This is a genomic window from Simiduia agarivorans SA1 = DSM 21679 (assembly GCF_000305785.2).
GTDB classification, from domain to species: Bacteria; Pseudomonadota; Gammaproteobacteria; order Pseudomonadales; family Cellvibrionaceae; genus Simiduia; species Simiduia agarivorans.
Window position 1 is genome coordinate 1,839,262 of the sequence record NC_018868.3, and the last position, 26,869, is coordinate 1,866,130.

Sequence of the window (26,869 nt, forward strand, 5' to 3'; positions counted from 1 at the left end):
TGAATTGCATCGGGTCTGAAGTTGTCAGGGTTTGTAGATTACCACCGATCGGGCCATCATGTCGTGAAAGCCTTGGTGACGCTTATCCACTGCGACCCAGATAAACCCCAGCCCGAACATAAAGCTGGAAACGAAATAACCGAGGAACCGGATCACAGACGCCTGCGCCGACAGCGGACTCAGGTCGCGCGCGTCCACAATCTGTAATCCCAACCACATCTTGCCGGGCGTGCCCAGAAAACGCACCCAAAACACCACGTAGATCACCAACAGAATACCGTGGTGCAACAGCATACTGGCGGTTAACCGGCTCACTTCATCCAGAAACCGCCTGGCCGCAGCCGGATCGTATAAAAGCGCGATATATTGCTCCAACAATTCTGCCGGCGGGGTCTGCCATAAAAAACGCAATTGCTCCCACCCGAACCACAGATAAAGCGGCAGGCTCACCAACAACATCAGGGCAACAGAATCGATCACAAAGGCGGCAAACCGGATGCCGAAGCCGGCGTACCGCGGGGGCGTGGGGTCCAGGTCCAGTTCCAGTTTCATGCCATGTCCAAAAGTTGTTTGACGCGCGCCTGCAGACGGGGGATTAACGCCCGCTCAAACCAGGGGTTGTCGGTAAACCAGCGCCGATTCCGCGGGCTGGGGTGGGGCAACGGCAGCACGGCAGGCCAGTAGTCCTGCCATCGCGCGACGCATTCCGTCACCGTAGCGGGTGCCTCGGGCAGGTGCCAGGCCTGGGCGAACCGCCCCAACACCAATGTCAGCTGCACATTGGTGTGGTTTGCCAGAAGTGTCGCACGCCACTGTGCAGCACACTCGGGTCTGGGCGCCAGATCGCCCTGCCGGGATTGGCCCGGAAAGCAAAACCCCATGGGCAAAATGCTAAAGCACCGAGGGTTATAAAAACAATCTTCACTTACGCCCAACCATTGCCTTAAACGCACACCGCTCGGATCGGCAAAGGGCTTACCCTGCTGCTCTGCACGCCGCCCGGGCGCCTGGCCCGCAATCAGGATCGGGGCCTGCCAGCCCAACTGCAGCACCGGCCTCGGCTCGCCGGGTAGCAACCCGACACAGCGTTGACAGACACGCACATCGCGCTCAAGCGCAAGCAGCCTATCGTTGACTCCAGCCTCATCTATACTCAAGTGATCCCCACGAATCTGATGGCCAATGAATAACGGGACTTCTTCACGACTACGTGCCAACCTGGCGATATTCGGTGGCGGCACCATATTGCTTGTTGCGGCACTGGTTGCGCAACTGGCGCTCAATGCCATCAACGGTCAATACCGAGAACTCATCGACAATCGCATGCAGGCCATGCATGAGCTGGCCGAAATTAACCTGCAATTCAAACTCCAGGTACAGGAATGGAAAAACCTGTTATTGCGCGGTAACAATGCCGAGGATCGCGCGCACTATTGGCAGTCCTTTCAGGATGCTTCATCTGAGGTCCGTCGACTCGTCGAACAGCTCGAACAACAGCCATTATCACAAGCAACCCGCCAGGCCCTGAGGAGATTCGAGCAGGCCCATAACCGATTGCAAACACAATACGAATCCGGCTATCGACGATTTGCCGAAAACCCCACCGACCCCTTTATTATCGACGCGTCCGTGCGGGGCATCGACCGCCAGCCCGCCGATCAATTAGCGCGCTTTACCCGCTCACTGGAAGACGAAATTCAGGCCCGCGCCGATGAACTGCAGCAGGCATCTGACACCTATTTCTGGGTGGGATCGCTCACCGTGCTCATCTGCGGATTACTGGTCATTGCGGGGGTGCTGTTTATCGTCCGGCACGCCGTCGAAACCGAGATCAACGCACGCACCCGAATCGATTTCCTCGCTAAAATGAGCCACGAAATACGCACCCCCATGAACGGCGTGCTGGGCATGAGTGAATTACTGTCAACCACGCCATTGAACGAACAGCAACGGCGCTACAACCAGGCCATTCACAGCTCCGGGCAAGCGCTGATTGTCCTCATTAATGACCTGCTCGATTATTCACGTATCGAATCGGGCAAAATGACCATCGATACCAACCCCTTTTCTTTGCGTGGTCTGCTCAGCAACCTCTATTACCTGTTTGTACAAAAAGCCGCCGAAAAGCATTGCTACTGGCGCATTGATATTGCGCCTGATCTTGTCGACACCTGGCAAGGCGATGCCGCTCGCCTGAACCAGATCCTGGTCAACCTGGTGGGCAATGCCTTTAAATTCACCGACCGGGGCGGCGTCAGTCTCAACATCACCGCGCGCCAGAACAACCTGCAAATCGAATGTGTGGACACGGGCATTGGCATGGATGAGTCAGCCCAAGCGCGCCTATTCACGCCGTTTGTCCAGGCCGATCAATCGATCCAGTCGCGCTTCGGCGGCACCGGCCTGGGGTTGGTGATCAGTCGGGAGCTGGCGCGCCAAATGGGCGGTGATCTGACGGTCACCAGTGACCCCGGCAAGGGCAGTACCTTCACACTGCAATTGCCACTCAATATGGGCGAACAACAGGATTCGACGCCCGCCATGCCAAACCTGGATAAAGTGTTTCTGGCAGTAGAAGACACCTGGCAAGCACAGGACTATCTGCGCCACCTCAAGCATTGGGGGCTCGTTGCCGAGCCCTGGCCTTACACCGCCAACAGTCTGATACCCAGCCCGCACATCGGCGCAAACACCTTGTTGATCATCGACATGTCCAACCATGAGCAAAGCGACTCATTAGCCCACTATGCCCAGGCACAGGGTGCAAAAGCGCTCCAGTTATACGATGTGGGGCAGAGCAACGAATGGATCAACAGTCACGGTGAGCCCCAGCGTGGCTTTAAGGATCGCCCGCCTTTCGGTGCATTGCTGCTGCCCTTGATTCAAGGCCTGTTTGATCAACCCAATCAGGACGCCAACGGCTCAGCCGTTCACTGCAGCAATAAACTCCATATACTTGCCGCGGACGACAATGCGGTGAACCGATCAGTGGTGTCAGCCATGGTCACCAAGTTGGGGCACAGCTGTGTGCTGGCCTGCGACGGGGAGGATGCCGTAACCCAGTTTTTATATACCAACCGCCGGTTTGATTTGGTGCTGATGGACTGCGAAATGCCGGTGCTTGATGGTCTGGGCGCGCTCAGGTGTATACGCGAGCTGGAGCATGAACGCGGCGTCACCCGGCCAACGCCGGTCATCGCACTGACGGCCAATGCCTACCAGGCAGACCGAGAGCGCTACCTGGAAGCCGGCATGGACGAGGTGCTGACCAAACCCATCAGTCTCGATCGGCTGCGCACCGCACTGGATTACTACGCCTGCCCACAGTTAACCGAGTAAGAACACACACCCGATCGAACCTGTTATCATGCGCGCTTTTTACACAGGGACTCTTTCGGGCCATGAAAGCCGCCACTCCCCTTCTTGCACTGTTACTCTCTTCCACTACCTGGGCCAGCGCAGATACACCCGAATCCGCCACTGCGGGCGAAGGCCGCTGGGCCATTGGCTTCACCACCCGCCTGCAATCCTCACCCTATATTGGCGAAGGCTTGCGCACTGACTTTTTGCCCGAACTCTACTATCAGGGCGAGGCTTTTTACCTCGATGGTACCCGCGCTGGCTGGCGCACCAGCGCCTGGGACGGAGTCACATTTGACCTGTTCGGTGAATACCGGTTTGGCGGCTATAACGGCGAGCTTACGCAAGAAATCCCGGGCATGCGCCGCTACGGTACCCTAGAGGCCGGCGCCACCGCCGCGATAGATATTCCCGTGGGCCAATTGCGCCTGACGGTGCGTGCCGACACACTGAACCGTCACGGCGGCCACAGTGTGGACGCGGAATGGCGGGGCCAATGGCAGGGCGATAAATGGCGCCTTGAGCCATTTGTCGCGGCGGAATTTGAAAATGCCGATGTCAATCAGTATTACTACGGTGTGGACGCTCAGGACGCCACCCCCGAGCGCCCGGCTTACACCGCCGGCGCAGCCACTAATTTCAGCGTGGGTGCCGATGCCTGGTACCGGCTCGGTCAGGCGCACTTGCTGGGTGTCTCTCTGGCTTACACGCAACTTGATTCCACCATTGACGCGAGCCCGCTGACCGATAGCGGCAATCGGGTGGATGCGCGGTTCCAATACCGTTACGAATTCCTCAATTCCCCGGTTGCGCAAACGGCGGCAAAAGCAGCAGACAACAGCTGGTTGAAAGAAGGCTGGGAATGGCGACTGGCGGGCGGTTACTGGAAGGATGGCAACTTCATTGAAATGATTTATCTGAACAACATGGCAGTGGATACCAAGAACACCGCCATGGTTTCCGGATTCCTGAGCAAAAAAATCAGTGACGAAGTCTGGGGACTGCCGATAGAAGCCCATGCCACGGCGGGCTTGGTACGCCATTTCGAGAAAGGCGAACAGGACAATTTCAACGAATACGTTATCGCCATCAAAGGCTATTTCAATCAATTTCCCTGGTCGCACATCGTGGAAACCCGGGTCGGCTTTGGCTACGGTTTTTCTTACGCCGCGCAGGTACCCTGGCAGGAATCGGACAGCGTTCTAGAAAAGAACGAGAACGACTCGCCCACGCTGCAATACCTTGATTACAGCTGGGATGTGAATGTGGGTGATTTATTTCGCACCGATGCCGCGCGGCACTGTTACGCGGGCTACTCCATACACCATCGCTCGGGTATTTTCGGCAAAACCGATGTGTATAACCGGGTGAACGGCGGCTCCAACTGGAATACCTTTTATCTACAGTGCAAGATCCGCTAGTGCGGGATGCAGCAATAAGGCATAACGGCAGCTATATTGAAAGGACAGCATAGCCGTCAGGACATTTTGAATGCCTCACCCGATCAACGGCCCGCTGAAATGAAACGGGTCTACAGCGCCGAAAATTTATTCTTGCTCCAGCTGGCCAGAAACGCTCTGGATTTTGCCGGCATAGCCTCGCAGGTACGCAACGAGTTTGCCGCCGGGGCCTCAGGTGATCTGGGCGTATTTGATTGTTGGCCAGAGCTTTGGGTGGATTCAAAGGACGCCGCGCGCGCGGCCCAAATCATCAATGACCTGACTGCACCTGCCGACGCAAGCCAGGCCGAACGTCCTTGCCCCCATTGCCAAAGTCAGTGCCCGCTGCACTTCGAGCGGTGCTGGCAATGTCAATCACTGCTCGCGCCCGCATCGTAGCGGGCCAGTTGCTGTCGCAACCAGTCACCGGCGTTAACCAGCGAGCCATCAGCAAAACGGATCTGGTATGGCTTTCCGGAAATGCTGGAACGACTGGCCAGCTTGTCGATAAACAGTTCGGCGGTCCAGGACTCGGCGGGGGGCGCGAACCAACTGTTCTTTGCCCGCCGCAATTTCATGGTCAGGTGTTCAGCTGCATCCGCCGCCGGATGCTCAGTGCCATTGCGGATAAACACTGCCCCCTGCAACCGCGCTACACTCTCAATCAAAAAAGCGACCCTTTGTTGCTCCGATGCCGGCAGATCTGCCGCCAGGGCCGTCGGCATCCACACAATTGCCAGTAATCCGAATAACGCTAACCTGAAAAATGGCATGGAGCCTCCCCGAACCGACCGCAAACAGCAGCTTAACACAGGAGAAATCAGACATCGGTACCGGCGCGCCGCGCGTATACTGATGCACTGACTGACCAAGGTAAGAATACATGCGCATACTCATCACCGGTGCTACCGGGCTCATCGGTTCGCATTTGATACCGGCGTTGCAACAGGCGGGCCACACAATCTGGCTGTGGGTCCGATCGCCAGCCAAAGCGCACGCTCTGTGGCCCGAGCTTCATGCAGTCAGCCAGCTGGACCAACTGCCCGCCCCCGACACCTTTCAGGCGGTTATCAATCTCGCCGGCGAGCCCATCGCGGCAAAACACTGGACCGCGTCGCGCAAGCAAGCGCTGCGCAGTAGCCGGATTGATTTAACGCGGGTCTTGTGTGAATGGTTGTCTAAGGCCCCCCGCGCCGATCGCGTGTTGCTCAGCGGCTCTGCGGTTGGCGTTTATGGCGACACAGGCGATCAGCTTACCAACGAAAAGGCGCCCACCACCGGAACAGATTTCGCCAGCGCGTTGTGCCGGGACTGGGAAGCCGCGGCGCTGACACAAACCACTGCGGCCGGCCGCGTGGTTTTACTTCGAACCGGCCTCGTACTGAGCGGCGCCGGCGGACTATTGAAGCAAATGCGACTGCCTTTCAGCCTGGGACTGGGTGGCCGCCTGGGCAACGGGGGCCAGTTCATGCCCTGGATTCACGCGCAGGACTACGTCAGGGCAGTGCTATTTATTCTGGACGACCACCGCCTGAAAGGGCCCATCAATCTGTGCGCACCCAATCCGGTAACTAACCGTGAATTCGCTCGCGCTCTGGCGCAACAACTGCACCGCCCCTGCATTTTCCCCGTTCCGGCCTGGATTCTGAGGGCAGCACTGGGTGAGCTGAGCGATTTGCTGCTCACGGGTCAACGTTGCCAACCTGCTGCGCTTACAGAAAAGGGCTTTACATTCGAGTTTGCCACGCTGGCGGAGGCGTTAGATAACCTCCTTTGATACACTTGGGCGCACGCGAAGAGGTAGCCTATGAGTGAAATCGACAAGCATCAACGGGAGGCCTTTGGGCTGACTATTCTTACCAGCCAACACAAGGACATCCGACGGTTACGCAAGCAGCAGGGCATTGCCAGTCTGCACGGTAACAAATTCTGGAAGTCCAGTTTTGTCCTGATGGACTACTTGCGAGAGTGCCCGCTTAACGCCGGCGCCAGAGTCCTTGAACTGGGTTGTGGTTGGGGACTGGCGGGTATCTATTGCGCAAAACACTTTGATGCAGAGGTCGTTTCGCTGGATGCCGATGAGGGCGTCTTTCCCTTTGTTGAACTGCACGCTGCACTCAATCGCGTAACCGCCCAGACTTACTGCGGCAAATTTGAAGATCTCAGCCATGAGCAACTTGCCGGTTTTGACGTCATCATCGGTGCAGACATTTGTTTTTGGGATGAGATGACCGGCTTACTATCCGATTTACTGGTGCGAGCCATTGAGGCCGGCGTTGACCGGATAGTCCTGACCGACCCCGGCCGACAACCGTTCCGGCATCTGGCAGACGCTTTTTCAGACGAAATGGAGCAGATAGTGTACACGGACTGGGATGTGCCCGAACCACACAATGTCTGGGGGCTGGTATTGGATATCTGATTCGCAAGCCATAAAAAAACCCGCCAAATGGCGGGTTTTTTTATGGTCATCCGGTGCTAGATCTTCTCTTCGAAGGGCACCAGTGCCACGTTGTATACCTTGGCTTCACGGGCTGCATCCGCGATAGACACATAGGTCTTGGCGCTGGACTTGATGTGCGCTCGCACAACAACCGCCGCCTTCGGGTTTTCTGCGTGCATCCGCTCAATGTTGGCGCGAACGGCACGAATATCAATTCGACGCTCTTCCATCCAGATTTCATCATTGGCCCGAACGGTTACAACGATCGAGGGATTTTCGTCATCTGGCGGATTTTGCTGTTCATTCTTTGGTGGAATGTTGGTCTCAATAACCTGCTCTTTAACAAACGACGCGGTTACGATAAAGAAAATCAACATGATGAAGACCACGTCGAGCATGGGCGTCAGGTCAATTTCTGAGTTATCTTCTGCTGCGCCGTGCTTTCTTCTACGACTCACTATAATTCTCCTAAGCTCGCGAGCCCTGCCCGCGTCAATTACCACCAATCCGGGCCTGCCCTACGACAACGCCCAACACACCCCCAGACTCTCCACCCCGGGCGGTATGCGCAATGGGCGGTAACAATACCGACTTACCCCCATCGCAAGCAAGCCCCTATTGTGCCTGAGCAGGCGCAATCAGTCACTATTGACCTCGGAAAAAGGTCTGACACCGGGCGGAACAGCACAATTTTTAACCAGCAACACACCTCTGGTGCAGACTTGGGGCCGACACCCCGCCCGGATAACAGCCCGGCCAACGAAACCCCGTCGGGATCAACCAGAACGCAAGCGTACAGTTGACAGGGCGTGCCCTGACAGCCAGTGTAAACGCCCTTTACAACAGACAGGCGCAGCAGAGGTGTGTCACAGCCTCGCTACCTGGTGGTTTATGAGGGTTTTCCGGCAACCCGCCAGCGTCTACAACAGAGCTATCCCTAAACAGAGCTATCCCTAAACAGAGGTATCCCTATGCATCAGGAACCCTTCCTGCAAGCGCTCCGTCAAGCGCCCGAGGGCCAGACGTTTCAAGCCACTCAGGCATTCATTGACACTGCTTTCCATTACCGCCCAACCCGCTTCAGCAATGGCCCACTGGTCAATGAAGCGGGCAAAAATGAAGGCTCCTGCAAGATTTTTGCAATGGCCTTGTTATTGGGCCTGAGTGAATCAGAATGCCTGCAGTGTTTTGGTGATTACTACCGCATAGATGTACTGGACAATCCCCAGGCCAAAGACCACGCCAATATCCGACAATTCATCAAAACCGGCTACGCCGGGCTGCAGTTTGACGAGCCGGCTTTACGGCTGCGCAACAGCCCGGAATCACGCTGACTTCAACCCGTCATTGCACGCGCGTTGCAGCGTAAAACTCAGCGTCGGCGACGAATACTCTCTGCCACCTTGGTGCGGGCATCCAGTCGGGCCATCAGGGCCGCCATATCATCCGCTTCGGCAGCGACTTTGCGCTGTTTAGCGGCTTCACGGGCGGCTTTTTCCTCGGCGAGCGCGGCCTTGATCCGACGCTCTCTTGCAGCCGCCGACTCCACCTTGGCCTTGCCGCCGGAAGCCGGTTTCCGGCTGCTGGCTTTGGACGCAGAACGAACGCTTTTTGCGGGGCCCGAGGATTTCAGCTGGGATTTGCGTCGCGCTTCAATGCTGGCAATGAGTGCGCGCATATCGGCCGCATCTTCGGTGCTTTTGGTTTGCCGCAGAGCCACCGATGTGGTCGCCGGGTTTACCGGCACGGGATCGGGCGTCTGAAGTGGCTGTGGCTTCTGCTTCTGTTGCAGTTGTTGCTGCTCTTGCTGCTGACGCCGATCCTGCAACCAGCCATCCAAATCGTCATCCGCGTCTTCATCCGTGCCTTCCAGAAGGGATTTATCAATGGTGGCGGTGACTTCTTTGCGCTGAGTGACTGAGCGAATCAATTCTGCCTGTAATTCCTCCTGTGCTTCGCGACACAGGGCAGACAATTCGCGCGCATTGTCCGCATCAGCGTACTCCGCCACGTCAAAACCGTCCGCCCCCTCAGTCCTGAGCAAATCATAAAGCGGGCCCGGCACCCCCTCCTCGGCCTGAGTGAGCAACATTGCCCAATGAAAATCCAAATCCACGCGACAACTACCCACAAAGGCCCGTCCACTGGCCTTGTGTGTGGCGGAAAACACAATCACAGACTTACTACCTCAAGTACATCGGTTCTGAATAAGTGCCGGCAGGTTTCACCGGCGAAAGGCGCGGGATTATAGTGGCATGAATAAAAATCACCAGATTGACAGCTGCAGAGGACTAAGTTAACGAACGGTGCCAGACTACAGATCCACGATCGGGGGTCGGCGCGTTATGCCTGCGATCTACCTTCTATATATAGGCGCCAATATGATTTTTTCAGGGGCCCGTTAAAACAACGCCAATTGGGCGCCGGCGTCACCCTGTCGCGGTGCTAACTTTACCCCTATCCCCAAGAGCCGGACCGGAAGGTTGTGGCGATCCAGCGCCTCTGAAAACAGACTCTTATACAGGCACGCCCCAGGTTTAATACCCGCTCTGGCCAAGGTGGTTACAGAAAAGTCCGAAAATTTCACTTTGACAAAACAGCCAGAGATGAACAGGCCAGACTCGATTTTCTGCATTCGTTGATCAAGCTCAATAAGCAGGTCGGGCACCCGTTCAAGGCAGGCATCCCGACCGATCAGATCTGTTGCATAAGTGTGCTCGACGCTCATGCTCTTGCGGGTACGCGTCGCGGCGACAGGACGATGATCTATTCCCCGACACAAGGAGTACAGGCGCGAACCAAAGCTGCCAAAGTGGGAAACCAGCTCCATTTCACTCCGGGCCTGCAGATCCTTGCATTGATGAAGTCCCAACGACTGCATTTTGGCCGCGGTCACTCGCCCAACACCAAATATCTTGCTTACCGGCAATCCAGCGACAAACCCGGCCACCTGCGCCGGCTTGATGACACACAGGCCGTCAGGCTTATTCCAATCACTGGCAACTTTTGCCAGGAACTTGTTAGGTGCCACGCCGGCAGATACCGTGATTCCCACCGCAGCGCGTACCTCTTTTCTGATTGCCTCCGCTATCAAGGTGCCACTGCCAGACAACAGTCCGCTGTCGGATACGTCCAGATAGGCCTCATCCAATGACAATGGCTCAATGACCGACGCATAATGAGAAAAGATCTCATGCATATCCTTCGACGCCTGCTTATAGACTTGAAATCGATGAGGCATCAGCACCAGATGCGGGCAAAGTCGCAATGCCGTCGCAGTCGGCATTGCAGAATGGATACCAAAACGCCTCGCTTCATAGTTACAGGTTGAAATCACACCCCGGCCACTCGCGCTACCACCGACAGCAATAGCTTTACCCACCAATTCAGGGTGATCCCGCAACTCCAACGCCGCATAAAAACAATCGGCGTCGATATGAATAATTTTTCGGACTGAAGGCTTATCGCTCATACTGTAATTATATACAGGCCAAATGCCGTGCGCGAGATAAAAAAGTTTTGACCGGTGCTTTGCCAGCGCCCGAAAAGGGAATTCAATCCAACAAATAACGAAGACCAGAACGTTCGTTTTCCGGGTTTCTTTGGCCTGTTTCGGGAGCCATTTTGTCGATCCGAAATCGGGCGCTTTTTTTTAAAAAAAGCACCCGCAAAGCCAACCGACCCCTCAACTGAAGAAAAAAACATATTTTTTTCAAATAAATTGGTTTTTTTTCAACTTTTCAGCAGATTTTTTTTGTAATTTGCTTGAATTTTCACCACAATTGCTTAACGTATACACGCCGAACCTTTTTTTCTTAAACAGCTGGCATTTTTTTCACAAAAACAACCAAGGAAAATACACCATGGCTGCACGTAAAACCAAAGCTGCTAATCCAGTTGCAGAACTGGAAAAACAACTGGCAAAAGTCCAGGCCGACCTGTCCAAAGCTCGCGCCAAGCAGGAATCTGATGCTTCCAAGGAAATTGCTACCCTGAACAAGGCAGCCACCAAAGCTGCCGCCGACGCCAAAAAAGCGGCTGCTGCCCTCGCTTCTGCCAAGAAGAAGAAGAAATCTGCAGCCTCTGTTAAGGCTGTTGAGAAAGCTGCTGCTAAAGCCGCTGCTGCCAAAGCCGCTGCTGCTGATGCAAAAGCCGCTGTTACCGAAGCCAAGGCTGCTCTGAAAGCCATTAAGGCTGACAACAAGGTTGCCGCCCAGCTGGACAAGGCTTACGCCAAGCAGCAGGCTGTAATCGCCAAGAAGAAGAAGGCTGCAGAGAAGAAAGCCGCAGCCAAAGCCAAGGCCAAAGCCAAGAAAGACGCGGCCAAAGCCAAAGTAGCGGCCAAGAAAGCCGCCATCAAAGCCAAGGCTAAAGCCAAAGCTGACAAGGCCAAAGAGAAGGCCAAGGCCAAGAAAGCCGCCGCTAAAGCCAAAGCCGCCGCCAAAAAAAGCCGCTGCCAAGGAAAAAGCCAAAGCTAAGAAAGCCGCCGCCAAAGCCAAAGCAGCTGCCAAAAAAGCCGCTGCCAAGGAAAAAGCCAAAGCCAAGAAAGCCGCTGCCAAAGCCAAGAAAGCTTCCAAGCCTAAGGCCAAGAAAGCCGCCAAGCCAAAAGCTGCCAAGAAAGCCGCCAAGCCAAAAGCCGCTAAAAAAGCCGGTGCCAAGCGCGGTCGCAAGCCAAAGGCTAAGTAAGACCTGATAGTGCTATGAGAAACGGGCACTCAGGTGCCCGGTTTTTTTATTGTGTCGCGTTTCTCTCTACCAGAAAGTCCACAAATGCCTGGTTTGCCAGGGAAAGATACCTGTCTTTTCGCCATGCGATTCCCAATTCCAACGGTTTGGCACCACTGATCGGCACGCCTTTTAACGCAGGTTCCGCACTGGCCATCATTTCCAACGTCAACGCTACCCCCTGGCCCGCAGCAACATACTCCGTCATCAGACGCAATAAATTGGTTTCGAGTGCAATCCGCAGGGCAACACCCCGCTTTTGTGCCTCGGCTTCTAACCAATCTCGCAGAAAGTAGCCTTTGCCGTACACCACCAATGGTTGCGCTAATAAATCCTCCAATGCGACCCGTTTACGTGTAGCCAGAGGGTGCGAAGGCGACATGCAAGCCACCAGATTCTGGGCGATCAACTGACATCCGGCCAACTGCGAGGGCAATTCGCGCAGATTCACTACCGCCATATCGATATCGCCCGCCAACAACCGCGCTTGTGCTGCCCGAGTGCCTTCTCCGGACACCTCGAAATCGATCGCAGGATGGCGGGCACGGAATTCAGCAATCAAAGACGGTAAAAAGTAAGAGCCCACCATAGCCGACGTGCCCAGTCGCACCTTACCTCGTTTAAGCCCACCCAAATCCGACATTTCCAGGCGGGTTTGCTCGAACTGTGCAATCAGTTGACGCGCACGGGACAACAACACCTGCCCCTCCGCTGTCAGCGTTGATCGCCGCTCTGTGCGATCAAACAGCTGGACACCCAATGACTGTTCCAGCTTTCGGATTGACACACTGATAGCGGACTGCGCAATGTGAAGCTGGTTCGCTGCGCTGGTAAAACTGCCGGAGTCGGCCACAGCGATGAACACATGAAGTTGCCTGATATCCATGAACCAATCTCTTTAATGTATGACTGCCATACATATTATATATTTTTTATATGAAAATGCCTTTGCTACACTCTCCAGTCATGTAGCGGCCCATCTTGGCCGTATCCCAAAGACCTTTCGAAGCCGGACCTGAATCCTGAGGTGCATTATGAGCGCGCAAAACCACTGGGCGAAAAATTTTGACTGGGCCGATCCGTTCCTGATGGATCTGCAACTCACTGAAGAAGAACGCATGGTGCGCGACACCGCCCACCAGTACGCGCAAGATAAACTGCTGCCCCGCGTGCGCGACTCATTCCGTAATGAAACCACCGACCCCGCCATTTTCCGCGAGATGGGCGAACTGGGCTTGCTCGGCTCGCCTCTGCAGGGCTACGGCTGCCCGGGGGTGAGCTACGTGAGTTATGGTTTGATTGCACGCGAAGTCGAGCGCGTAGACTCCGGCTTCCGCTCCATGATGAGCGTACAGTCATCCTTGGTAATGTACCCGATCTACGCCTACGGCTCGGAAGCACAGAAAGAAAAGTACCTGCCAAAACTGGCAAGCGGCGAATGGATCGGGTGTTTCGGCCTGACAGAGCCCGACCACGGCTCGGATCCCGCCGGCATGGTGACACGGGCACGCAAAACCGACGGAGGTTATCGTCTGAGCGGTGCAAAAATGTGGATCACCAACTCGCCCATCGCCGATGTATTCGTGGTGTGGGCAAAAGATGACGAGCAGGTCATCCGCGGTTTTATTCTCGATAAAGGCATGAAAGGTCTGTCCGCGCCCAAAATCGAAGGCAAACTGGCGTTGCGTACATCGGTCACCGGTGAAATCGTAATGGACGATGTGTTTGTGCCAGAAGAAAACCTGTTGCCCGGCGTGACCGGCCTGAAAGGCCCGTTCGGTTGTCTGAACAGCGCTCGCCTGGGCATTTCATGGGGTGCACTGGGCGCAGCCGAAGCCTGCTGGCACTCTGCGCGCGACTACACACTGGAACGCAAACAGTTTGGCCGCCCGCTGGCTGCCAATCAGCTGATCCAGAAAAAACTGGCGATCATGCAAACCGATATCAGCCTGGCGCTGCAGGGCTGCCTGCGCGCCGCACAATTGAAAGACCAAGGCCAACTGGCGCCCGAGCTGATCTCCTTGCTGAAGCGCAACTCTTGTGTAAAAGCGTTGGAGATCGCCCGCGAAGCCCGCGACATGCACGGCGGCAACGGTATTTCCGATGAATACTGCGTCATGCGCCACATGGTCAACCTGGAAGTCGTCAACACCTACGAAGGCACCCAGGACGTTCATGCGCTGATTCTGGGCCGGTCTCAAACCGGCATCCAGGCCTTTTATTAATCGAAGCAATCGATGATGAACACGCCTTTACATGGTTTAAAGGTACTGGATATGTCCCGCATTCTGGCTGGCCCCTGGGCCGGTCAGTTGCTGGCAGATCTGGGGGCCGATGTGGTGAAAGTCGAACGTCCCGGTGCGGGTGATGACACCCGCCATTGGGGCCCACCCTACCTGAAAGACCGCAATGGCGAGGATACCGAAGACGCGGCTTACTTTATGGCCGCTAACCGGGGCAAGCGCTCGATCGCACTGGATATCACCCAACCGGACGATCAGAAAATCATCCATCAGCTGGCGCAAAAGGCCGATGTGATTCTGGAGAATTACAAAGTCGGCGGGCTCAAAAAATACGGCCTGGATTACGACGCGCTCAAGTCAGCCAACCCCCGGCTGGTGTATTGCTCAATCACGGGCTTTGGCCAAACCGGCCCTTACAGCCAGCGCGCGGGCTATGACTTCATGATCCAGGGTATGGGCGGACTCATGAGCATTACCGGCGAGCCCGACGGAATGCCGGGCGCAGGGCCTCAAAAAGTGGGCGTTGCGGTCACCGATTTGTTTACCGGCCTGTATGCCACTATTGCAATCCAAAGTGCACTGCTGGAGCGCGAACGCAGCGGTCAGGGGCAATACATTGATCTGGCGTTATTCGACGTGCAGGCGGCAGTGCTGGCGAATCAGGCCACCAACTACCTGGTGGGCGGCATCACGCCAAAACGCATGGGCAACGCACACCCGAATATCGTTCCCTACCAGGCGTTTGCCACCGCCGACGGCCACATGATCCTGGCAGTCGGCAACGATGGACAGTTCAAAAAATTCTGCCAGGCAGCCGGCAAACCCGAACTGGCAGACGACCCTCGTTACGCGACCAATCCGGCCCGCATCGCCCACCGGGAACACATTTGTGCCGAAGTCGCCGCACTGTTGGCCGCCAATACCACACAAGCCTGGTTAGACCTGCTGGAACCCCTGGGTGTCCCGTGCGGGCCAATCAATTCAGTCGATCAGGTGTTCAGTGACCCGCAAATACTGCACCGCGGCATGCGCGTTGAGCTGGAGCACCCTGTCACGGGCACAGTGACTTTACCCGGCAACCCGATTCATTTCGGCAGAAGCGATCTGAACCTGCGTCAGGCACCGCCCAAACTGGCAGAGCACCAGAGCGAGGTTATAACGGATTGGCTGAACGGCGATTAAACCCGTCTTACCGGCCCGGCTGATTGGCCGCCCTTGGAGCGATCCGGGTGGTGGCAGAGGCAATGTTTTCGCCGTCACAATAAGCGGTGTATTCCAGCGGTGCACCGGCAATATCAGTGGCGTCGAAATGTCGCTCAAAGTAGAAATGCGCGCCGGGGCTGCCATCGCGTTCAAACTCATCTATCCGGCTGGCGCGCCAGTTCTCAATGCTGTCCAGCCAGGACAGATCTTTCATATTAACCAGTTCTTCCTGCCAGCGGCTCAGGCAATGCTCATAAAACGGCCGCTCCAGAATGCTGGGGTCGTAGTCGACCTTGGCTTCCCCACTACTCACATCCAACGACGCCAGGGTCAGTCCATCGTATAACAACAGAAATGTACGGCTGTTTTCATCGCGACAGGTAATGCCGAACACAGGGTGCTCGGGCGTGCTTTTGGTCCGTGCGATTTCACCGCGAACCAGCGTAACACATCGATCGGTAGCCACTGCAGACTCGGCAACCGCTCGTAATGACGTCCAATGCAAGGCATAGCTTTTAGGCAGCCAGAGTCGATTGATATCCAGCTCAGACGCAAGCGTGAGCGGTGCACTCAGCAAAAAGCTAATTGAACATGCAAGAAGAGTTTTACGCATACCGCTCCAGCCCCTGATGAATAACCGGGCCGGACAGGCAGGGTTCAGGTACCGGAGCCGGCCATAATGGAATATACAAAAGCATAGAGCATCAACCGTTGCTTCTCCTCCATTTCGAGAAACTCCACGCCATACACGGCAGGATGACCGGATGCCATTTCCTGTGTGCTGCGCTCTACCCTCGCGCGCACCACCGCCTCGAGTGACAAAGTGCCGGAAAACTTCACCAGTTCAATCTGACTATTCAGCGTGATCACATCGCCCACTTCGGCGATGGGCGCAGTGAGCGCAACTCTCGCGCCAAGTACGCTGATATCGGAGTAGAGCCCATCCGCCGTAGCCGTTTGCAGCCCCTGGGTTACACTGGCCGACACCGGCAATTGCAGCTCGATGCGGGTAGCCCCGCGGATTTCCTTAAAACTCAGGCGGGCAGGATAGCTGAGGAAAATCAGCGCCTTCGGATGAGTGATAATCTGTTCAACCTGGCTGGCAAACGCCAGAATGCCATTGCCCGCCATGATTTTCACCAACAGCTTCTGCCCAGAGCGAATACTGGAGGCCTTGGCCGCTTTCGGTAAGGTCACCAACAGGTATTCACCGGGCACACAGCCCACCAACTTTGACGCAAATTTAAACGGCGAGCCGCCCGCACTGGCGCCTTCCAGCGCCAGCGGATACCCGAAAGGCAGCTGATACTGCTCAAATGTCTTACTTCCAGACTCACTCATTCACTGACGGTCACTTTGCGATTGGGGTCGATTTTATCCAACAATTTCAACGCCAGCACTTTCAAACGAGCAGGCAACAGCAGCATGGCTGGGGTCACCAATAGCGTCAGAATTGTTGAGAAGATTAGACCATAGACAATCGCGCTCGCCAACGGCACCCAGAAGCTGGCCACAACACCACCTACAACCACATCGCGCCCGATCAGGTCCACCGACATATTGGTTGCAATAGGCAACAACCCGAGAATGGTCGTGGCGGTGGTCAGAAATACCGGCCGTAGGCGCTGCGCACAGGCCATGACAATGGCGTCAATGGGCGCCAGATCCGGCTGTTTTTCCCGCAGGTGATTAAAGGTATCAATCAAAACAATATTGTTGTTCACCACGATCCCGGCAAGCGCGACTATCCCGACCCCGGTGAGAATAACACTGAAGGTGGATTGGGTTAGCAGCAAACCAAGCAAGACCCCGGCGGTCGACATGATTACCGCTGAAAGAATCAGGGCGGCCTGATAAAAACTGTTGAACTGGGTCACCAGAATAATAAACATGAGAAACAAGGCCAGCGAAAACGCTACGCTCAGGAACGCAAAGGATTTAGCCTGTTCTTCATTCGAGCCACGAAACACTGCCCTGACGCGGGGATCCAGCGGATGCTGTTCCAGCCAGGCCTGAATTTTTTTAACTTCAGTATCGACTACCTCACCCGGTTGCACATCGGCCTTGACCGTCATCACCTCGATGCCATTGTTGCGCTGCACCTTATCCACTTTGGGCTTGGCCACCGGGGTCACAAAGCTACTCATAGGCACAGGCCCGTTCAATGTCGCGATACGCAACGAATCCAATACCCCGACGCCTCGGGCATCCATCGGAAATCGCACGCGGATATCCACTTCGTCATCGGCATCGTCCGGGCGGTATTCACTGACTTTGACACCATTGGTCACCAGTGAGACTGCGTGCCCCACATCCACCATGCTCACACCCAACTGCGCAGCCACCGCGCGATCCACCTGCATTTCCCATTCGATGCCAGGCAGCGGACTTGTATCGACGATATCGCGCAGGGTTGGAAACTCGCGCTCCAGCGCATCGCGTAACCGCCGTGTCTCCCGCATCAGCACGTCACTGTGAATGGACTCCAATTGAATCTGGATCGGTTTGCCTTGCTGAGGCCCGCCCTCAAACGGATCGGCAGAGACTTTTATGCCGGCCATATCGGCGGTTTTTTCACGGATCTCGGCAAACACCGCATGGCTTGAGCGGCCCAACGTTGCCGGATCGTATAGTTCCACCAGCATGGTACCGATCTGGTCTTTGGAGGATTCGCGATTGCCACTCTGGCTGCTGGAGCCTCTGCCAGTTGCGGTATACACCACATACACACCATCCACCTGCAAAACCCGCTGCTCGACCTCCGAGACCAGTGCTTCCATTTCATAAACGGAGAAGTTGCCTTGTGCACGCACAGCAACGGTGCCGTATTTTTCCTCCGTTTCGGTGAAGAATTCCACGCCGGCGTTATAGGCACCGTAAGTCTGGAAAATGCCAAACAGTCCCATAAACGTCGCCAGAGCGACCAGTGCCGGCCAGCGCATAAGTTTTTTCAGTACCCGCGCATAGGCACCCGTAATACCGCCCAGCCGGGTCGGTTCTTCGGACTCCAGACTTTTAAGATAATTCTGCACTTCCAGTGACATGCGGGTACGCCCCATCAAAGACCCCAGCACCGGCGCAAAAAACAGTGCGTAGACCAGCGAGCCCACCAGAACAGCAAACACGGTCACGGGCAGATAGCGCATAAATTGCCCCGCCACACCAGGCCAGAACATAATCGGTAAAAACGCAGCCAATGTGGTTGCGGTAGACGCCACCACAGGCCAGAACATGCGCTTGACCGCAATTTCATAGGCCACCCTGCTGGTAAGCCCCTCTGCCATTTTCCGATCGGCAAACTCGGTGATCACAATGGCGCCGTCGATCAGCATGCCCAGTGCCAACAACATGCCGAACATCACCATGAAGTTGAACGAGAAACCCAACAGGCTGACGATGATCAACGCAAACAACAGCGAAAAAGGGATGCCAAAGCCCACCAACAAACCCGAGCGGAAGCCCAGCGCGGACACCACAATAATCATCACCAACGCCATGGCGGTGACGATATTACCTTCCATTTCGCTGACCATGCCGCGGGTGAAATCCGACTGATCGAGCACGTAGTTGATTTCTATGCCCGCCGGCAGTTCTGCACGCATGCCATCAACCAACGCCCTGACACCTTCGGCAACATCGGTGGAATTGGCAGAATTACGTTTTTCCACTTCAATGGTCATGGCGCGCTTGCCATTCACCGTGGTGAAACGGTCGGGGTCTTTAAACGTGCGCCGCACATCAGCAACATCACCCAGGGTAACAACCCCGGTATTCGTGAACTTAATGGGCAGGCTGAATACATCTTCCGCGGTTTCTATCAATCCGGGCACTTTGATGGCAAACCGCCCTTTGCCGGTATCCATTTCACCAGCTGGCACGAGACGGTTGTTATTGCCCACGGCATTGGCCAATTCTGAAGCGGTGATGCGGTAGTGTTCCAGCTTAGCCGGATCGACCACCACTTCGGCTACTTCTTCGCGCGCACCAACAAGATATGCACCCAAAACGCTGGGCATATTTTCGATGCGACGCTTAAGGGTTTGGGCCGACTGATACAGGGTCCGCTCCTGCACAGCATCGCCACCGAGCGTCACTACAATCGCCGGCATGGGTGTCGCGGAAATTTCTTTTACGATCGGTTCTTCTGCGGTGGGCGGCAATTCAGCTTTGGCGCGGTCCACGGCAACCCGGGTTTCACGCAGCGCCCGCTGCACATCTTCTTCGGCTTCAAATTTGACCAACAGATAGGATATGGATTCACGCGAGGTCGCAATGATTTCGTCCACGCCCTCAATGGTGCGCAACTCTTTTTCCAACGGCCTTACCAGCAGCCTGGCACCGTCTTCGGGCGAGATACCGTCTAAGTAGACCTGCACAAAAATAAACGGGACCGATACATTGGGATTGGCCTCCACCGTCATATTGCTGCGAGCAAAAATACCGGTGAGCAGAATCAGCACCAAAATGGAAAGCGTGGCGCGGGATCGGCTGACCGCTGACTTGAGCACGCTCATGGTTGAACCTCAGCGGTCTCGGCGGCCGTCTCCTGCTGCGTTTCCAGGACATAATCCACAGGGTGTCCCACTGCAACGTATTCCTGCCCCACGGTGATCAGGGTAACCGGATCCGGTAACCCTGAAACCCACACGCCGCGCGTGTTGTCACCCAGAATGGTGACCGGCATAAAGGCCACCCGTTCATCCGCATCAATAATTTTCACCCCCACGCTACCCTCATCACCCAGTGCCAGCAGGGCGGGCGAAATGGCGTGGGCAGGTTGCACCGGCAAATCGATAAACAGCTCACTGGTCAGACCGCCGCCAATCGCCTGTCCGGGGTTGGCCACAGCCACTTCCATCAAAAATGCACGGGTTTGTGGCTCCGCATCCCGGCTGACGTAGCGCACACTGCCGTCTACTTGCCGACCGTTCACCCGCCCGCTAGCGGTTTGCCCGGCCTTCAGTGCAAACACTTCGTTTTCTGCAACCTGCCCTGCCAACACCAGGGGATCAAGATCAATCACCGTGGCACACACGTCACCGCGTTGCATGAACGCGCCCAATTCCACCGGCCTGCGATTCACCACGCCATCAAAGGGCGCGCGCAATTGGGTATAGGCGAGCTCGAGCTGCTGACGCTTTAACGCCGAGCGCGCCTGACTGAGCGCCGCTTCGGCTGCTGCAATGGCAGATTGGCTCTGGTAGCCCTGGGACTTGAGTCGTTGAGATCCGTCAAAATCTATCTGGGCTTTACGCAGATTCACTTCGGCTTCCTGCACCTTTAAGGCGCGATCTTCTTCAGCCAGCTCACAGATCAGGTCGCCTTTGCGTACACTCGCGCCTTCGGCCACCGGCAGCGCCACAACCCGCCCGGAGGTTTCCGCACGCACATCCACCGCGCGATTGGGCTCGGTGCGAGCCCTGACACGCAATTGCCGTTGATAGGGCTCCGCCCGCACTATCGCTGCCCGCACCGATTCCCGAGCGGGTTCATTGACTGCGTCCGGCTCTGCGCGCGCGGGCTGTTCCCTTTCCGGCTTCAGTAACCCGGACAACATCCACAGCGATAAAACCGACGCAATAATGATGGCCAGACGATAATTCTTTTGCGCCCAGAGGCTTCGGATAGCATTCATAATCGATAACTTGTGCAGAGATGAAAGAACGACGGGCCAGTTTCACTATTTCGCTACAAAACATGCACTAAAAGCGCTATTTTGTGCACATCAGCCGCCAAAACCGGTTGTGGCGCATGATACACCGATCAGTTTACTTTTCCTACGCCCGCGAGGGCATTACGGATTGTCGATAGCCCCTGAACAGAGGACTTACCATGCCAGGACGTTACGCCCGCATTGACCCCCAGCAAGCGCACCAGTTGATGCAGGCGCCGGTGTGTATTGTGGACATCAGGGATCCGCAAAGCTTCCAAGCCGGCCATATCAGGGGCGCCACCCACCTGAGCAACGACAACCTGAGCGAATTTCTGTCACACCAGGCGCGCAATCAACCCGTATTGGTGTGCTGCTACCACGGCAACAGTAGTCAGGGGGCGGCTCAGTTTCTGGCCGAACAGGGCTTCGAGACGACCTATAGTCTCAACGGCGGCTTCAGCCAGTGGTCGATAGAATTCCCAGATCAATGTGCCCAAGGAGCATCAGAATGAGCATTTGGATTTTCATTGGCCTGCTTTTGGCCATAGGCTATTTGGTGTCGCGGCTCAGGTTCTTGCATCTGGCCCATGCCGATGACCTGAGAGACCTCAGAGCAGAAATTGCCAGTCTGCGTAGGCAATTGCAGCAAGCACCCACGGCGGTACCTGAAGCACCCCTGATCAATCTGAACACCGCTAACAAAACCACACTGCAACGGATACCCAAGGTAGGCGCCGCGTGTGCCAAACGGATCATGGACGCAAGGCCCATCGAATCCATGGATCAGTTGCAAGCCATCGAGGGGCTGACCGAAGAACAGCGCAACGCGCTGAGGACTATGGGGTGCATTTAACGGGCGCTTGTCCTGGGCCCATCAATACGCCCCCTTCAGTGCGACACCATTCAGTGCGACACCGTTCAGTGCGACACCTTTTCCACCAACTCGGGGCTGGGCGCGGAATTTGAGGCACTGTTTATCATCAGGGCACCGAACTCACGGTTCCACGCCAACAACAACAGTGCCAGATCACAAGCCTGATGGTGCAGCGCCTGCAGTTCTTCGCGCCCACCTTTTTGACCCACGTAAAGTTTGATACTGCGATGCTTTGAAGCCAACGGGCTATCGGGATAACGCATCCGGTAGACCTCCAGCTTCCATCGGAGGCTGTGCACACAATTTCGGTAGTAGCACAGCTTGGTGGCCAATTTGATCACACCAAAATTTTCCAGCTCGCCAAACGCCTTGAAGTCGGTTCCGAATGCTACGACCTGCTTGCAGTTGAAATCGGCAACCACGGTGGCCGACCGTTCCTGCCCCACCAGGGCGGCAATATCCCCGAATACTTCGCCAGGGGTTATATAGTTGATGACCTGCTTGTCTTCTTTGTTCGGCGCAAACACCGCCAATTGCCCTTTCAGCAAAAAGTACAACCAGGGATCCCGGTCGCCCTGGCGCATAACCACTTCACCGGGACGAAACTCAACAATGCGCGAATGCCGCAAAAGCACATTGAATTGCTCAGGGTCTTCCTGCTTCACCGCTTTATAAAAGGGAAGAGGCGCCAGAAGTGCCTCCAAAGCTTCTCGAGGGAAGCGACTGAGTGGCTTGATTTCCATATTTTCCCGGGAACTGCAGCTTTATATAACCGCTATTTATAGGTTTAGACCAAGCAGGTCTGTTAACAGGCACATTTTACCCAATGCGCCAACTATAGTTTAAGAATGGGTTAACAGTATTCAGAGGTCGTTCCCCCTTAACTCCAACCCCGTGGAGGCCCCATGCAACGACTGTACTATTTGGCGGACAATGCCGAAGCCGCCAGCCACATCACCAATGACTTATGTTTGCAGGGCCTGCCACCCGGCAACGTGCATCTGGTCGCGGAAAATGACGCCGAACTCGAACGCCGCCACCTGCCCACGGCCAATTTGCTGGAAACCACCGATTTGCTGCCGGCCGGAGAGAGCGGATTACTGCTGGGCCTGGCAGTCGGCAGCCTGGCATGCCTGCTGATGTGGGCCGGCGGCTGGCTGTCGGAGGCCGGGCCCCTTGCCTATATCGGGCTATTCATATTCTGCACCGGACTCGGCACCTGGCTGGGCGGCTTTGTCGGGCTGTCCCTGCGCCACTACAAATTGACTGGCTTTAAGGCCGCCCTCGACAGAGGGAAGGTCCTGGTTATGGTGGATACCGACTCACCCCGTATTGCCCGCATGATGAGCCACCACCCCGAGGCGCAGGCCGCGGGTAACGGCAGCACCTGGAACAACCCCCTGCACCCCCATCATCTTTAGATCCTCTGGTGCCGGGCCCCTACGCCCGGCCCTCTCTAAATCGCCTCTTGCAGTAAATACTGAAGCGGGTAGAGTAAGGCATTGGCATTAATGCCAGTGGCTTCTTGTAACTGGTAGCTATAAGAATCGATTCAAACCAATAGAGAGTGATTTGCCACCATGATTAAACGAATGGGACGCTTGGCAGCGGCGTTCATTGCCAGCTTTTTCGTTCTTGAAGCATACAGTGAGCCGCTTCTGAACGGTGTTGCCCCTTATAACAAGTTGGGGCAGGAGCAGTTTCTTGCAGCACTCTACCTGCCATCGACCACCAGTGACGTCACCAGTGCGCTGACGCCCGGCGGCGAGCGCCGGCTGGAGCTCCGCTTCACCGCCTCCGGCGTTTCTTCCCGGAGTCTGAACCGGGTCTGGATTGAAGGCATGGCCATCAATGTGGCCGGCGATACGTTGCAAAAGAATGCCGATGGCATGGTGGACTTTACCGGTATGGTCAAAACCCGCCTGCGCGAAGGCGACCGGCTCACCATCGATGACCTGCCCAACGAAGGTATCACCGTATCCTTCAATGGCGTCAAACTGGGCGATATCCGTCGGGCGCCCGATTTGTTTAACATGCTGTTGTCTACCTGGGTTGGCAGCGTGCCCCTGTCATCCGATTTCCGCAATCAGATCATGGCCGGTGGCAACATCGACGCCAATCTGTTGGCTCGCTACCAAACCACAGAGCCCAGCGCCGAGCGCATCGCCGCCGCCAAATCCATGAACGCGCCAAAACCTGCGCCAGCACCTGTGGCTGCGGCAACCGCCGCGGCTGCAACGGTGGTCGCAGCCGCACCCAAGCCGACCGTTTCAGCCCCCACCATCGAAGCCAAGCCCACGCCGCCTGCGCCCAAAGAGCAAGCGATCGAGAAGCCCAAGGTAGAAGCGCCCAAGCCGCAGGTTGCGGAAGCAGCAAAACCGGCGCCCAAACCCACTCAGGTGGCAAAAGCCTCGGCACCGCCAGTAAACAACGCATTTCTTGATGATGAAGAACTGGAAGAGGAAGAAGAGCCACTGCTGACCGCCGCGTCCCTGGTCAGCCGGCAGCTGTACTTCTCCAAGCTACTGCGCTGGACCTATAAAAATATCCGCTATCCCAAGCGCGCGCTGCAGCGCGGGCAGGAAGGCAGCGTGCGGATTGCGGTCATGATTGATCGCAACGGCAAGGTATTGGAAACCCAAACGCTGGAGGACTCCAGCCATTCACTGTTGAATACCGAAGCCTTGAAAGCGGTGGAACGGTCCGACCCGTTCCCACCGATGCCTGCCGATGTGTTGGGTGAGAAGTTCGAATTCACCTTACCCATCACCTTCGCAATTCCGAAGGAATAATTAAAAAAGGCCAGCAAATGCTGGCCTTTTTTTATGGCGTTTACTTTCACTTCAATTCGGCCAGCCGCGCCAGAATAACCCGCTGCACCCCGGCCTTGTCTAATGAGGACAGATCCGGAACCCTATCCAGATTAATGGCATTGAGGTGCAGGCAGGGCGTAGACGCATTCATTTCGCGCAAATCGCCTTTCATCAATACCGGTAGAAAAGGCTTTTCCGGCGGCCGCTGCTGATTAACCAAGCGCAACCCGACCTGCAACGGCACCAACCGGTGCTTGGTTTTGCCACTTTTGAAAGGGATGCTCAGTAACAACGGTTGCCCGGGGCCTTTACCTGGCACAATATGCAACCCAGTGGGAAACACTGCCGCCTCAGGCACATTATTGAACGTGTCGTGGTGAGCATACGGGTTGGGCAAAATGACTATTTTGCGGTTTTCTTCCCTGGGCACAAAGATATTGTAGTTGGTGTACAGCTGGTTGACCGAAAACGAGAACACACACAAGCGGTTTTCGAACCCCATCACAAACTCATGGGCGCGCTCGCGTTCGCTGAACTGGTCCAGATCCCAGACGAGATCCCTGTTTTCTTCCATGCTGCACTCCGATGTGGCGACTGAAGTCCACAATCAACTATGGCATTATGCCCGGCTCAAGGACCGCGCAAGCTCTCCGTCTTGACCTGAGTATAAAGATGATTACCCCAAAGTTCGACAACAGCTTTGCCCGGCTTGGCGCCGACTTCGGCACCCGGGTCTCACCCGCACCATTGCAGGGCGCGCAGCTGATTCACTGCAATCAGTCGTTGCTCGCCACTTTACAGATGGATGCCGAGCTCGCCCGCCAGCTGGTCGAGGGCCAGGACTTGCCCGACGACATCGAGCCCTTTGCCATGGTCTATGCAGGCCATCAGTTTGGGGGCTTCAGCCCACAGTTGGGCGACGGTCGCGGCCTGCTCCTGGGCGAATGGCGGGTGGGAGACCATCGCTATGATCTGCACCTGAAGGGTGCCGGTAAAACCCCCTATTCGCGGTTCGGCGATGGCCGCGCCGTGTTGCGCTCGAGTATCCGCGAGTATCTGGCGTCGGCGGCACTCAATGCTCTGGGCGTTCCCAGCAGCAGTGCACTGGCTATCGCCGCCAGCGATGAGCCTGTGCAGCGCGAGCAATTAGAAACCGGAGCCGGCCTGCTGCGCGTGAGTCAATGCCATATCCGCTTCGGGCATTTCGAATACTTTTTTTACCAACGCATGGAGCCACAGCTGGCGCAGCTGATTGATTACTGTGCCCGTCGCTATCTCGCGCTGGACGCAGACACCGCTCAGCAGGCACAAGCGTTGCTGGAAATGGCCACCCAAAACACCGCGCGGATGATTGCCCATTGGCAAGCCATCGGCTTCGCCCACGGCGTGATGAATACAGACAACATGTCGTTGATTGGCGAAACCTTTGATTTTGGTCCCTTCGCCTTTCTGGATCGGTTTGACCCCGGCCACATTTGTAATCACAGCGATGATCAGGGCCGTTACCGGTTTGACCGTCAGCCCAATATCGGGCTCTGGAATCTGAACGCGTTGGCGCATACCTTTTCCGCTCTGCTGCCAATGGATACCCTGCGCCGGATTCTGGCCGGGTACGAGCAGGAACTGAGCCAGCATTATCACCAGTTGATGATGGCGAAACTGGGGCTGACATCCGACCCGTCTGAGCAAAAGCATGCACTGCTGACAGATCTGCTGTCGTTGTTGGAGCAGGATCAGGTGGATTACACAACATTTTTTGCCAGACTGAGTCAGGACCCGCAGAGTGCCAGAGACCTGTGCATCGATCGGCCACGGGCTGACCAATGGATGGCGGACTACCAGCGCCTGTGCGACGCAAACGCGGACGATACAACCATTGCCGCCATGCGACAGATTAATCCATTACTGGTGCTGCGCAATCACCATGCACAAACGGTGATAGAGGCGGCCGAGGCTGGTGATTACAGCCTGCTGGCGGATCTGATGCAGGCGCTTCAGCAACCCTATGCACCAGCGCGACTCAAAGAACCCTGGGTCCAGCCACCACCTGCGCATTTGCGCGCCAAACCGATAAGCTGCTCAAGTTGATCTACACTTGGTTTGATCCCCTGCCAAC

Annotated in this window: 27 protein-coding genes; 14 read left to right on the top strand and 13 right to left on the bottom strand. The window is 56.0% G+C overall.

Features of this window, described 5'->3' with window-relative positions; genetic code table 11:
* Positions 1-24 precede the first annotated feature (24 nt).
* Complete coding sequence (locus M5M_RS08110) at positions 25-552, bottom strand: RDD family protein (RefSeq protein WP_015047008.1); 528 nt, start codon at positions 550-552, stop codon at positions 25-27.
* Positions 549-1,157, bottom strand: coding sequence for a uracil-DNA glycosylase family protein (locus M5M_RS08115; protein WP_244431068.1), 609 nt, complete (start codon positions 1,155-1,157; stop codon positions 549-551). The genes M5M_RS08110 and M5M_RS08115 overlap by 4 nt, the downstream gene beginning before the upstream one ends.
* 25 nt (positions 1,158-1,182) lie before the next feature.
* Between M5M_RS08115 and M5M_RS08120 the strand changes: the two genes are divergently transcribed.
* The 3 genes from M5M_RS08120 (at position 1,183) to M5M_RS08130 (ending at position 5,198) form a co-directional block, all read left to right on the top strand.
* The gene (locus M5M_RS08120; RefSeq protein ID WP_015047010.1) at positions 1,183-3,339 is read left to right on the top strand and encodes an ATP-binding protein; all 2,157 of its coding nucleotides are present in this window, start codon (positions 1,183-1,185) and stop codon (positions 3,337-3,339) included.
* A gap of 62 nt (positions 3,340-3,401) precedes the next feature.
* Positions 3,402-4,781, top strand: coding sequence for a MipA/OmpV family protein (locus M5M_RS08125; protein ID WP_015047011.1), 1,380 nt, complete (start codon positions 3,402-3,404; stop codon positions 4,779-4,781).
* Between the two features lie 36 nt (positions 4,782-4,817).
* Entirely contained in the window at positions 4,818-5,198 is a 381-nt protein-coding gene (locus tag M5M_RS08130; RefSeq protein ID WP_015047012.1) for a putative signal transducing protein, read from the top strand.
* Here M5M_RS08130 and M5M_RS08135 read toward each other — a convergent pair.
* Positions 5,171-5,572 carry a DUF5329 family protein gene (locus tag M5M_RS08135; protein ID WP_015047013.1) on the bottom strand — a complete coding sequence of 134 codons (402 nt, stop codon included), beginning with the start codon at positions 5,570-5,572 and terminating at the stop codon, positions 5,171-5,173. The two genes, M5M_RS08130 and M5M_RS08135, sit on opposite strands and share 28 nt — an antisense overlap.
* 110 nt (positions 5,573-5,682) lie before the next feature.
* Here M5M_RS08135 and M5M_RS08140 point away from each other — a divergent pair, with 110 nt between their 5' ends.
* Together M5M_RS08140 and M5M_RS08145 are read left to right on the top strand one after the other, a co-directional pair.
* Entirely contained in the window at positions 5,683-6,576 is an 894-nt protein-coding gene (locus M5M_RS08140; protein WP_015047014.1) for a TIGR01777 family oxidoreductase, read from the top strand.
* Positions 6,577-6,606: 30 nt separating this feature from the next.
* On the top strand, positions 6,607-7,221 hold the full coding sequence (locus M5M_RS08145; protein WP_015047015.1) for a class I SAM-dependent methyltransferase: 615 nt from the start codon (positions 6,607-6,609) through the stop codon (positions 7,219-7,221).
* A gap of 56 nt (positions 7,222-7,277) precedes the next feature.
* Here M5M_RS08145 and M5M_RS08150 read toward each other — a convergent pair whose 3' ends face one another.
* A complete protein-coding gene (locus M5M_RS08150) occupies positions 7,278-7,700 on the bottom strand; it encodes an ExbD/TolR family protein (protein ID WP_016389302.1) in 423 nt (140 codons plus the stop codon).
* A gap of 513 nt (positions 7,701-8,213) precedes the next feature.
* Here M5M_RS08150 and M5M_RS08155 point away from each other — a divergent pair.
* The gene (locus M5M_RS08155; protein WP_015047017.1) at positions 8,214-8,576 is read left to right on the top strand and encodes a HopJ type III effector protein; all 363 of its coding nucleotides are present in this window, start codon (positions 8,214-8,216) and stop codon (positions 8,574-8,576) included.
* Between the two features lie 38 nt (positions 8,577-8,614).
* Here M5M_RS08155 and M5M_RS08160 read toward each other — a convergent pair whose 3' ends face one another.
* Together M5M_RS08160 and dinB are read right to left on the bottom strand one after the other, a co-directional pair.
* A complete protein-coding gene (locus M5M_RS08160; protein WP_015047018.1) occupies positions 8,615-9,418 on the bottom strand; it encodes a hypothetical protein in 804 nt (267 codons plus the stop codon).
* A 225-nt stretch (positions 9,419-9,643) separates the two neighbouring features.
* Positions 9,644-10,714, bottom strand: coding sequence for a DNA polymerase IV (dinB, locus tag M5M_RS08165; RefSeq protein ID WP_016389303.1), 1,071 nt, complete (start codon positions 10,712-10,714; stop codon positions 9,644-9,646).
* A gap of 391 nt (positions 10,715-11,105) precedes the next feature.
* On the opposite strand from dinB, the gene M5M_RS20140 reads away from it, so the two are divergent.
* Positions 11,106-11,720 (top strand): hypothetical protein, encoded by a 615-nt coding sequence (locus M5M_RS20140; RefSeq protein WP_016389305.1) that lies wholly within the window; start codon positions 11,106-11,108, stop codon positions 11,718-11,720.
* A gap of 254 nt (positions 11,721-11,974) precedes the next feature.
* On the opposite strand, the gene M5M_RS08175 is transcribed toward M5M_RS20140, so the two are convergent.
* Positions 11,975-12,853: a LysR family transcriptional regulator gene (locus M5M_RS08175; RefSeq protein ID WP_015047021.1), complete on the bottom strand. Its 879-nt coding sequence runs from the start codon at positions 12,851-12,853 to the stop codon at positions 11,975-11,977.
* A gap of 148 nt (positions 12,854-13,001) precedes the next feature.
* Between M5M_RS08175 and M5M_RS08180 the strand changes: the two genes are divergently transcribed.
* Together M5M_RS08180 and M5M_RS08185 are read left to right on the top strand one after the other, a co-directional pair.
* Positions 13,002-14,192, top strand: a complete 1,191-nt coding sequence (locus M5M_RS08180) for an acyl-CoA dehydrogenase (protein WP_015047022.1) — start codon at positions 13,002-13,004, stop codon at positions 14,190-14,192.
* Between the two features lie 15 nt (positions 14,193-14,207).
* Positions 14,208-15,392 carry a CaiB/BaiF CoA transferase family protein gene (locus tag M5M_RS08185; RefSeq protein ID WP_015047023.1) on the top strand — a complete coding sequence of 395 codons (1,185 nt, stop codon included), beginning with the start codon at positions 14,208-14,210 and terminating at the stop codon, positions 15,390-15,392.
* 7 nt (positions 15,393-15,399) lie between these two features.
* On the opposite strand, the gene M5M_RS19465 is transcribed toward M5M_RS08185, so the two are convergent.
* The 4 genes from M5M_RS19465 to M5M_RS08205 are packed head-to-tail and all read right to left on the bottom strand — an operon-like array spanning position 15,400 to position 21,048.
* Positions 15,400-16,026: a hypothetical protein gene (locus M5M_RS19465; RefSeq protein ID WP_015047024.1), complete on the bottom strand. Its 627-nt coding sequence runs from the start codon at positions 16,024-16,026 to the stop codon at positions 15,400-15,402.
* A 44-nt stretch (positions 16,027-16,070) separates the two neighbouring features.
* Positions 16,071-16,754, bottom strand: coding sequence for a flagellar brake protein (locus M5M_RS08195; RefSeq protein WP_015047025.1), 684 nt, complete (start codon positions 16,752-16,754; stop codon positions 16,071-16,073).
* Positions 16,751-19,927 carry an efflux RND transporter permease subunit gene (locus tag M5M_RS08200; protein WP_015047026.1) on the bottom strand — a complete coding sequence of 1,059 codons (3,177 nt, stop codon included), beginning with the start codon at positions 19,925-19,927 and terminating at the stop codon, positions 16,751-16,753. Before M5M_RS08200 ends, M5M_RS08195 begins: the two co-directional genes overlap by 4 nt.
* Positions 19,924-21,048, bottom strand: coding sequence for an efflux RND transporter periplasmic adaptor subunit (locus M5M_RS08205; protein ID WP_015047027.1), 1,125 nt, complete (start codon positions 21,046-21,048; stop codon positions 19,924-19,926). Before M5M_RS08205 ends, M5M_RS08200 begins: the two co-directional genes overlap by 4 nt.
* 197 nt (positions 21,049-21,245) lie before the next feature.
* Here M5M_RS08205 and glpE point away from each other — a divergent pair, with 197 nt between their 5' ends.
* Complete coding sequence (glpE, locus tag M5M_RS08210; RefSeq protein ID WP_015047028.1) at positions 21,246-21,578, top strand: thiosulfate sulfurtransferase GlpE; 333 nt, start codon at positions 21,246-21,248, stop codon at positions 21,576-21,578.
* Positions 21,575-21,919: a ComEA family DNA-binding protein gene (locus M5M_RS08215; protein ID WP_015047029.1), complete on the top strand. Its 345-nt coding sequence runs from the start codon at positions 21,575-21,577 to the stop codon at positions 21,917-21,919. Before glpE ends, M5M_RS08215 begins: the two co-directional genes overlap by 4 nt.
* A gap of 65 nt (positions 21,920-21,984) precedes the next feature.
* Here M5M_RS08215 and M5M_RS08220 read toward each other — a convergent pair whose 3' ends face one another.
* Positions 21,985-22,683 (bottom strand): cyclic nucleotide-binding domain-containing protein, encoded by a 699-nt coding sequence (locus tag M5M_RS08220; protein WP_015047030.1) that lies wholly within the window; start codon positions 22,681-22,683, stop codon positions 21,985-21,987.
* A gap of 162 nt (positions 22,684-22,845) precedes the next feature.
* Between M5M_RS08220 and M5M_RS08225 the strand changes: the two genes are divergently transcribed.
* Positions 22,846-23,361: a hypothetical protein gene (locus tag M5M_RS08225; protein WP_015047031.1), complete on the top strand. Its 516-nt coding sequence runs from the start codon at positions 22,846-22,848 to the stop codon at positions 23,359-23,361.
* A 171-nt stretch (positions 23,362-23,532) separates the two neighbouring features.
* Positions 23,533-24,732, top strand: a complete 1,200-nt coding sequence (locus M5M_RS08230) for a TonB family protein (RefSeq protein ID WP_015047032.1) — start codon at positions 23,533-23,535, stop codon at positions 24,730-24,732.
* A 46-nt stretch (positions 24,733-24,778) separates the two neighbouring features.
* Here M5M_RS08230 and M5M_RS08235 read toward each other — a convergent pair whose 3' ends face one another.
* Positions 24,779-25,327, bottom strand: a complete 549-nt coding sequence (locus tag M5M_RS08235; RefSeq protein WP_015047033.1) for a hypothetical protein — start codon at positions 25,325-25,327, stop codon at positions 24,779-24,781.
* Between the two features lie 98 nt (positions 25,328-25,425).
* On the opposite strand from M5M_RS08235, the gene M5M_RS08240 reads away from it, so the two are divergent.
* The gene (locus tag M5M_RS08240; protein WP_015047034.1) at positions 25,426-26,841 is read left to right on the top strand and encodes a protein adenylyltransferase SelO; all 1,416 of its coding nucleotides are present in this window, start codon (positions 25,426-25,428) and stop codon (positions 26,839-26,841) included.
* The last annotated feature ends 28 nt before the right edge of the window (positions 26,842-26,869 follow it).